7 protein-coding genes and 1 other RNA gene are annotated in these 7,421 nt (G+C 30.4%); 5 read left to right on the forward strand and 3 right to left on the reverse strand.

Going from position 1 to position 7,421, the window contains the following annotated elements; all coding sequences use genetic code 11:
- Positions 1-54 precede the first annotated feature (54 nt).
- Positions 55-153, reverse strand: an RNA gene (ffs, locus tag CDH49_RS12755) — signal recognition particle sRNA small type.
- Between the two features lie 87 nt (positions 154-240).
- On the opposite strand from ffs, the gene CDH49_RS12760 reads away from it, so the two are divergent.
- Positions 241-1,263 carry a glutaminyl-peptide cyclotransferase gene (locus tag CDH49_RS12760; protein WP_100615911.1) on the forward strand — a complete coding sequence of 341 codons (1,023 nt, stop codon included), beginning with the start codon at positions 241-243 and terminating at the stop codon, positions 1,261-1,263.
- A 6-nt stretch (positions 1,264-1,269) separates the two neighbouring features.
- On the opposite strand, the gene CDH49_RS12765 is transcribed toward CDH49_RS12760, so the two are convergent.
- On the reverse strand, positions 1,270-2,412 hold the full coding sequence (locus CDH49_RS12765; RefSeq protein WP_100615912.1) for an MFS transporter: 1,143 nt from the start codon (positions 2,410-2,412) through the stop codon (positions 1,270-1,272).
- A gap of 309 nt (positions 2,413-2,721) precedes the next feature.
- Here CDH49_RS12765 and CDH49_RS12770 point away from each other — a divergent pair, with 309 nt between their 5' ends.
- The 4 genes from CDH49_RS12770 (at position 2,722) to CDH49_RS12785 (ending at position 7,174) form a co-directional block, all read left to right on the forward strand.
- The gene (locus tag CDH49_RS12770) at positions 2,722-3,984 is read left to right on the forward strand and encodes a PAS domain-containing sensor histidine kinase (RefSeq protein ID WP_100615913.1); all 1,263 of its coding nucleotides are present in this window, start codon (positions 2,722-2,724) and stop codon (positions 3,982-3,984) included.
- A gap of 6 nt (positions 3,985-3,990) precedes the next feature.
- On the forward strand, positions 3,991-4,644 hold the full coding sequence (locus tag CDH49_RS12775; protein ID WP_204524826.1) for a response regulator: 654 nt from the start codon (positions 3,991-3,993) through the stop codon (positions 4,642-4,644).
- Between the two features lie 132 nt (positions 4,645-4,776).
- Positions 4,777-6,729, forward strand: coding sequence for a hybrid sensor histidine kinase/response regulator (locus tag CDH49_RS12780; RefSeq protein ID WP_100615914.1), 1,953 nt, complete (start codon positions 4,777-4,779; stop codon positions 6,727-6,729).
- A gap of 55 nt (positions 6,730-6,784) precedes the next feature.
- Positions 6,785-7,174, forward strand: a complete 390-nt coding sequence (locus CDH49_RS12785) for a response regulator (RefSeq protein ID WP_157805314.1) — start codon at positions 6,785-6,787, stop codon at positions 7,172-7,174.
- On the opposite strand, the gene CDH49_RS12790 is transcribed toward CDH49_RS12785, so the two are convergent.
- Positions 7,137-7,421, reverse strand: a 285-nt coding sequence (locus tag CDH49_RS12790; protein WP_157805315.1) for a type IX secretion system membrane protein PorP/SprF, incomplete at its 5' end; no start/stop codon positions are given. The genes CDH49_RS12785 and CDH49_RS12790 overlap by 38 nt on opposite strands.

Here is a 7,421-nt window from a genome sequence, read left to right on the forward strand (position 1 = left end):
ATGAGATTTTACCCTTATTTTGATGAGATTTCTGACTTCGCAGGAATAAATAAAAAAAGGCAAGCTACCTACATCACACCGCTACGACCATTTACCTTTGCTGCGTTCCCGCCCTGGAGGATTCAACAGGAGCTGGTTGTGTAGGACTTGCCGGGTGCAAAGATACAACCTTTTAAAATTTTCACAATGATTTTTTAAACTGATTTTAAATAAATATCTTGCTTAAAATTTAAATTACAAATGAAACTATTTAAATACCTCACAATCATTTTTTTAAGCTCATTTATTTTGTCTTGCGGAACCAATAAAAATGATTTTACCATTAAAACCAATGCCAAGGAGCATGCAATTTCTAATGCGGAGACTTTAACTCTGTCTATTGAAAATCCAAAAAGCCATACTATTGATTCGGTTAGCTATACTTTAAATGGAGAATTAATAAAAGAAAGCACCGATTTAAAAAACACCAAATTAGGTAACCAAAACATTGAAGCTACTGTTTATTTCAATAATGAACAACAAAAGATAGTTGCCAAAATAACTGTGTTAAACAGTGAACCGCCTAAAATATATACTTACAAAATCATTAATGAATACCCGCACGATATCACATCTTATACGCAAGGTTTAGAGTTTTTTAACGATACTTTATATGAAAGTACGGGACAGAACAAAGAATCTAAACTTAGAAAAGTAGATTACAAAACAGGCAACGTATTAAAAAATATTAATTTGGCAGATCAATATTTTGGTGAAGGTCTTACCATTTTAAATAATAAAATTTACCAGTTAACATGGCAAGGTGGTATTGGCTTTGTGTATGACATTTATACTTTTGAAAAAATTAGTGATTTCAAATATGGTAAAAGCAAAGAAGGTTGGGGTTTATGTAATGACAACAAAACCATCTACAAAAGTGATGGCACAGAACATATATGGCTATTAAATCCTAATACTCTGGCAGAAGAAGACCATATTCAAGTTTATACCAATAAAGGTAAAATTGTTGAGATAAATGAAATGGAATGGATAAATGGTGAGATTTATGCCAACCGTTACCAAAAAGATGGCGTCGCTATCATCAATCCAAAAAATGGTGCCGTTATTGGGGTTATAGACTTTTCACCATTAAAAAAGCTAGTAACGCAACATCAAGGATTAGACGTACTTAACGGTATAGCCTATAACCCAAAAACCAAAACTATTTTTGTTACAGGAAAACGTTGGGATAAATTATTTGAGGTTGAAATTGTTAAAAACTAATCTATACTACGCCTGTTTAGATTGATAGCGAAAAAAAGCATAAGAAAAAGGGATAAACATTAATCCAGCTATAACAAAAACAAAAAACGCCCTTTGTAAACCAAAAGCATGTGATAAATAACCTATAAATGGTGGGCCTAATAAAAACCCAACAGTAGCATAGGTCGATATTATTGAAATAGCCATGCCTGGGGAATACTTTTTTGAAGTTCCTGCCAACGAAAATGTCATGGGGAAAATAGGAGCCGTACCAAACCCTACAAGACAAAATCCAAATAAAGCTGACCAAAAAAACGGAAATATAACCGCTATTGAAACGCCCAAAGCAATTAATAAAGCACTCAAAATATATGTTTTTTGAACGCCAATTTTTTGTGCTACCCTATCAGAAAAAAATCTAGAAAATGCCATGGTTGCCATAAAAGTAAGATAACCATAAGTAAAGACATCTTCTTTAACGACTTCCTTAAAATAAACCCCACTCCAATCGAACATACCACCTTCACACATGGCAGCAAAAAATATGATGACTCCTAAATACAGAATAAATGTGTCTGGTTTACCTAAAATTAATTTATTGCCCGAAGTTGATTTATCGTTCTTTATAGTAAACTTATAACATACCACAGAAACAATTAACGTAAATATTGAAATGATCAACAAATGAGTTTGCATAGACACATCGTTTTTCACCATCAATGTAGAAAATGCAACCCCAATTAATCCGCCTGTACTCCACAAACCATGAAACGCACCAACAATTCGCTTTTCAAACTTATTTTGTAAGGTTATGGATTGTGTATTCATAGAAATGTTTAAAATCCTCATAAAGAACGAAAACATACAAATAGCCAATACCAACATAAAAGATGTTGTTGCATAGCCAATTAAAGCCAGTGAAAAAGAGAAAAATACAAAAGATACCACAAGAGGGATTCTACTATCATATTTGGAGACCAACCATCCAGAAATGGGCAATCCTATAATAGAACTTATGGGCATTGTTAAAAGAATAGTCCCCAGTTCAGCATCATTTAAATTAAAAAACGATTTTATGGTTGGGATGCGAGACGCCCATGTAGAAAAACAAATGCCTGAAAGAAAAAAATATACACTTAAAGCAATGCGCTGTTTAGCTCGGGTTTCCATTTAACTCTTAAAAATTTTAAGTGCAAAAATAGTATAACATTTGCTTTATTGTTATAACAATAAAATAAAATATTGCTTATTTGTACGATAAGTGTTTTGCCCAGATGCTTCGTGATCGTTAAAGAGCTTTGCGATTGAAGAATCTCATAGCTTAAATTATGGGTTAAGAGGTGGAATAAAGAGATACTGAAAATATAATCACCCCAATTTAAATTTTTTACATAATCATATTTATTTATCAAATTAGTATTATTTTAGAGCATGTTTTAGCTTTCTCTTAAAACATCAACTGTTTTTATTGCTTTAACAATGCTAACTAAAAAACTAAAATTTTATTTACCTTTTAAAATTGCTGTCATCTATTTTTTAGTAGGTAGTCTTTACATTATATTTTCTGATAAGTTTTTGGAAAACACTTTTACCCCTGAAACAGTCACTAAATTTCAATCATACAAGGGTTTAGTATTTGTGTTTTTAACGTCCTTTCTCCTTTTTATTTTGATAAAAAGGAATCTAAAAAAAATTAAAGCCAGTGAACATAAGTATCGCTTATTGGCCGACCACTCCAAAGATCTGATTTACTTACTCAATACAGATTCAAAAATTGTGTATTCAAGTCCTTCTGCAGAAGATTTATTAGGATATCAAAGTGATGACATACTAGGTAAAAATTTATGTGATTTTATTCATCCAGATGATTTAAAAAAGGTTGAAAACAGTTTTAATGACCTATTACTAAAAGGAGCATCAAAAAATCCTGTTATATATAGAGTTAAAAATAAAACCAATGAGTATATATGGTTTGAATCTTTAAAACAGCTCATTACAAAAAACAACAAGGTAGTAGGCCTTGTCTCTTCGTGTCGTGATATAACGGAACGTGTTGTAGCTAATGAAGCCATAAAAAATTATCAAGTATCCTTACAAAATTTAACTTCAGAAATTCTTTTGGTAGAAGAAAAACAAAGAAAGGAAATAGCAGCAAACATTCATGATCATTTAAGCCAATCACTTGTTATTTCAAAAATGAAATTACAAGATTTAAGAGAAAATGAATTCTTAAAGGATTATGTATCGGATATTGATTTTGTCAACACACACATTACCGATGCACTTGAAAATTCCAGGAAAATCACTTACGATTTATGTCCGCCTGTTTTATATCAATTAGGCATTATAGATACTATGTACTGGTTTTCAGATAAGATAGAAGACCAATATAACATCAAGGTTGAATTCACCACAAACATAGATAACTTAAAATTAGATGATAATGAACTCATTTCCATTTATCGTTCTATTCAAGAAATAGTAATGAATTCTATAAAACATGCTAATGCAAGTTTAATTCATATTGATTTTAAATTTGTAGATGAAGGTCTAAATATTTCAGTTTCAGATGACGGGGTTGGTTTTAATGTAGATGAAAAAGTAAGTGATAAAGTTCTTAGTAGCGGGTTTGGTTTATTTACCTTAAAGGAAAGAATACATAATTTAAAAGGCACTGTAAATATAATATCTAAGCCTACCATTAAAAGTGGTACAATTGTGGAAATATTTATATCTTTATAATAAAAATTGCAATCTAATCTGGAAACCTCAATTCTATTAGTAGATGACCATAAGATAGTTAGAAATGGCTTAAGGAGTTTAATTGAAAAAAAACAAACTTTAAAGGTTATTGGCGAAGCTTCTAATGGCAGGGACGCTATAAAATTTTGTGAAAAATTTAAGCCCCATGTTGTTATCATGGATATTGCCATGTCTGGTCTTAATGGCGTACAAGCAACAAAACAAATTATTGATATCGATTCAAATATAAAAGTCATTGCTTTGTCTATGCACTCCGACAAACAATTTGTAATAGGAATGTTCAAAGCAGGAGCTTATGGCTATTTACTAAAAGACAGTAGTTCCGAAGAACTTATTGATGCTATTCTCTCTGTAGCTCGAAACCAGAAATACGTCAGTCAAAAAATATCAGATGTCCTTATAGAAAATATATCAAGTAATGCTATTGAAAATGACAGTGATGTGCTTACAACCAGAGAAATTGAAGTACTCCAACTCATAGCAGAAGGCAACTCATCAAAAGATATAGGGGAATTACTTTTTCTAAGTTCAAAAACCGTTGATGTACATCGCACGAATATTATGCATAAATTAAATATATTCAATATCCCAGACTTAACAAAATATGCCATTAAAGAAGGCATCATTTCCTTGGAATAACCATTCACATCTTACATTCTACAAAGCTTTAAGCACTATTTAAGAAAATCACTAGGGCAATATAAAAACAATGCTTATTGATTCTTCATCTATTTATATGAAATATTTGCATATAAAATTTACACACTAAAAATGGGTCAATTTAAGCAGATATCTAAAATTTTAAAATTTATACCTAATAGCTTTACTAAAAGCGAAATATACAATACACTTAATTGTATACCATTGCCAATAGCAATGGTTGATAATCATCAGAATATTATTTTTACTAATCAACAGTTCTTGAATTTCACAGGTATTTCAGACTTAAATAACACAAATTGTAAAAATTCTTTTTGCAATGATCAATCATGTATGTGCCATGTAATTAATGATTCTACAGATGAAAAATCATCAAATAAAGTAAAAAGACGTTTTATTAAAAAAGATGGTAGTATCGCATTTATAAATAGAATAACCCACAAACTAGAGATTAACAATTTAGTATGTACGCTGATTTTCATTTTTGATATGACTGAAGAAGAGATGCTAAAAAAACATCAAGACCAAATCATTAAAGAAAAGTCCATAGCAGAATTATATGCTTTAAAAGAAGCAAAAAAATTTGAATTTCTTTTTGAAAATTTAGGAGATGCACTTTATTTGTTGAACAAAAAAGGTAATGTTGTAAAAGTAAATGAAAAAACCACCCAATATTTAGGTTACACCAAAGACGAGTTACTAAAGATGAATATTTTAGATATTAATGAGCCTAAAAATATTTTAAAATCTAAAAGAATACTTAAAAACATAAAAAAGGATAAAAAATTATTATTTGAAACAACCCATGTAACCAAGAATGGAGACATAAAAACGGTTGAAGTGACCTCCAGATACATAAAATTAAATAATGAAGATTTTATTTTTAGTAGTGTTCGCGATATCACCCAAAGGAAGAAAATGGAACAAGATTTAATTTTTTCAAAAGAAAAGGCTCAAGAATCTGAAAAGTTAAAATATGCATTTTTGAATAATATCAGCCATCAAGTAAGAACACCATTAAGTGGTATTTTAGGCATGATGGATTTACTGGAAAGTAATTATACAGATTTAACACTTGAAAAAAGAACCGAATATTTTGAAATAATTAGGAAATGTAGTGACAGACTATTAAATACTATTGAAGATGTTATAGAAGTATCAAAATTAAGTTCTGGCACGGCAGAGCCTAAATCAAGTTCATTTTCATTAAAGGCAGAGATAGAAAAGGTCATCAAAGAAGTAAAGGAAATACATATTGAAAATAGAAATACATTTTATTTGGAAATGGACTCTAGCGTTACCATGATTAAAACAGACAAAGCCATACTTATGCGTGTTTTAAAAAATTTAATGGATAATGCCTTTAAGTTTAATTTTAATAAAAATTTAAAATTGACCATCCAAAATAGAGAGGAAAATATATTTTTCTCCATGGAAGATGATGGTAATGGCATACAAGAAACATACATTAATAACATCTTTGAACCTTTCACCCAAACAGAATTTAGTTTAAACCAAGCTATTAATGGGTCTGGTTTAGGCTTAACGATATCAAAAAACATAGTAAGCAGTCTTGGAGGTGATCTAAAGGTTGAAAACTTGGATGGCAAAGGAATCAAATTTTATTTTACTATTCCTAACATTCTTGCCAATGAATTTGGAACAGGTGAAGAAAAACTAAAAAATAAAACCATATTAATTGCAGAGGATGATCTTGTAACCTACTTATTTTTAAAAAATTTACTTGAAGGAGAGGGATGTTTTTTGATTCACGCTTTAAATGGTAAAGAAGCAGTTGAAAAATTTGAAAATAACAAACAAATAGATTTAATTATAATGGATATAAATATGCCCATTATGGATGGTTTAACTGCTACACAAGCCATTAGAAACACCTGTTCTGAGATACCTATTTTAGCACATTCTGCCTTTGTTCACGACCAATTCAATGATAATTGCTTGAATTATGGTTTTAATGATTTCATAGAAAAACCCGTGAAAAAGAAGATTTTATTAGAAAAAATCATAACATATACTAAAAATAAGGGATATGCTTATTTTTAGTATATGATCAATGTCATATTTTTATTCAATCAATCAAAAAGTAATTTCCAATTGTATGTTAGTTATTGAAGACGAACCAATCATAAGCGATAAAATAGTGAAAAAACTAACAGGCTTTATTGATTCAAAAAAAATAAAATTAGAGAGTACCGTTAAAGGATCATTGGATTTATTGGATACCTTTAAATTTAATATCATCATATTAGATTTAAATTTGATTGATGGCAATGGCATAACTGTTTTAAATAAAATTAAAGAAAACAATTTAAATTCGTTGGTTTATGTGTTTTCAATAAATTCGGAATTAAAAAATATCTGTCTTAAAAAAGGTGCCACGGCATTTTTTGATAAATCAAAGGATTTTGACAATTTAATTTCAACGGTTAAAACAGCTCATCAAAATATTTTTAATGCACCGGACTCTGAGTACAGGGACAGTTACTGATCCCTTGCAAAAATTCTAACCCAATGGTAATGACGTGCGTCCCTGAATTGTACCCCGATAGGTCGTTCATGGTCACCTGGTAGGCATACCCGAAATAGAAGATGTCCTTCTTAAAGCCCAGCATAGGCCCCAGGTTCAAGGGCTTGAAAAATTGGTCGTTCAGGAAACGGTAGGATACCCCTGCCCAATAGTAATCCTCGTTCCTGTTGAACTTCCTGAACTTGAAGTTCAGGTCCGTACTGCTGCG

Origin of the sequence: Confluentibacter citreus (assembly GCF_002807055.1) — a bacterium.
Taxonomy (GTDB): Bacteria; Bacteroidota; Bacteroidia; order Flavobacteriales; family Flavobacteriaceae; genus Confluentibacter; species Confluentibacter citreus.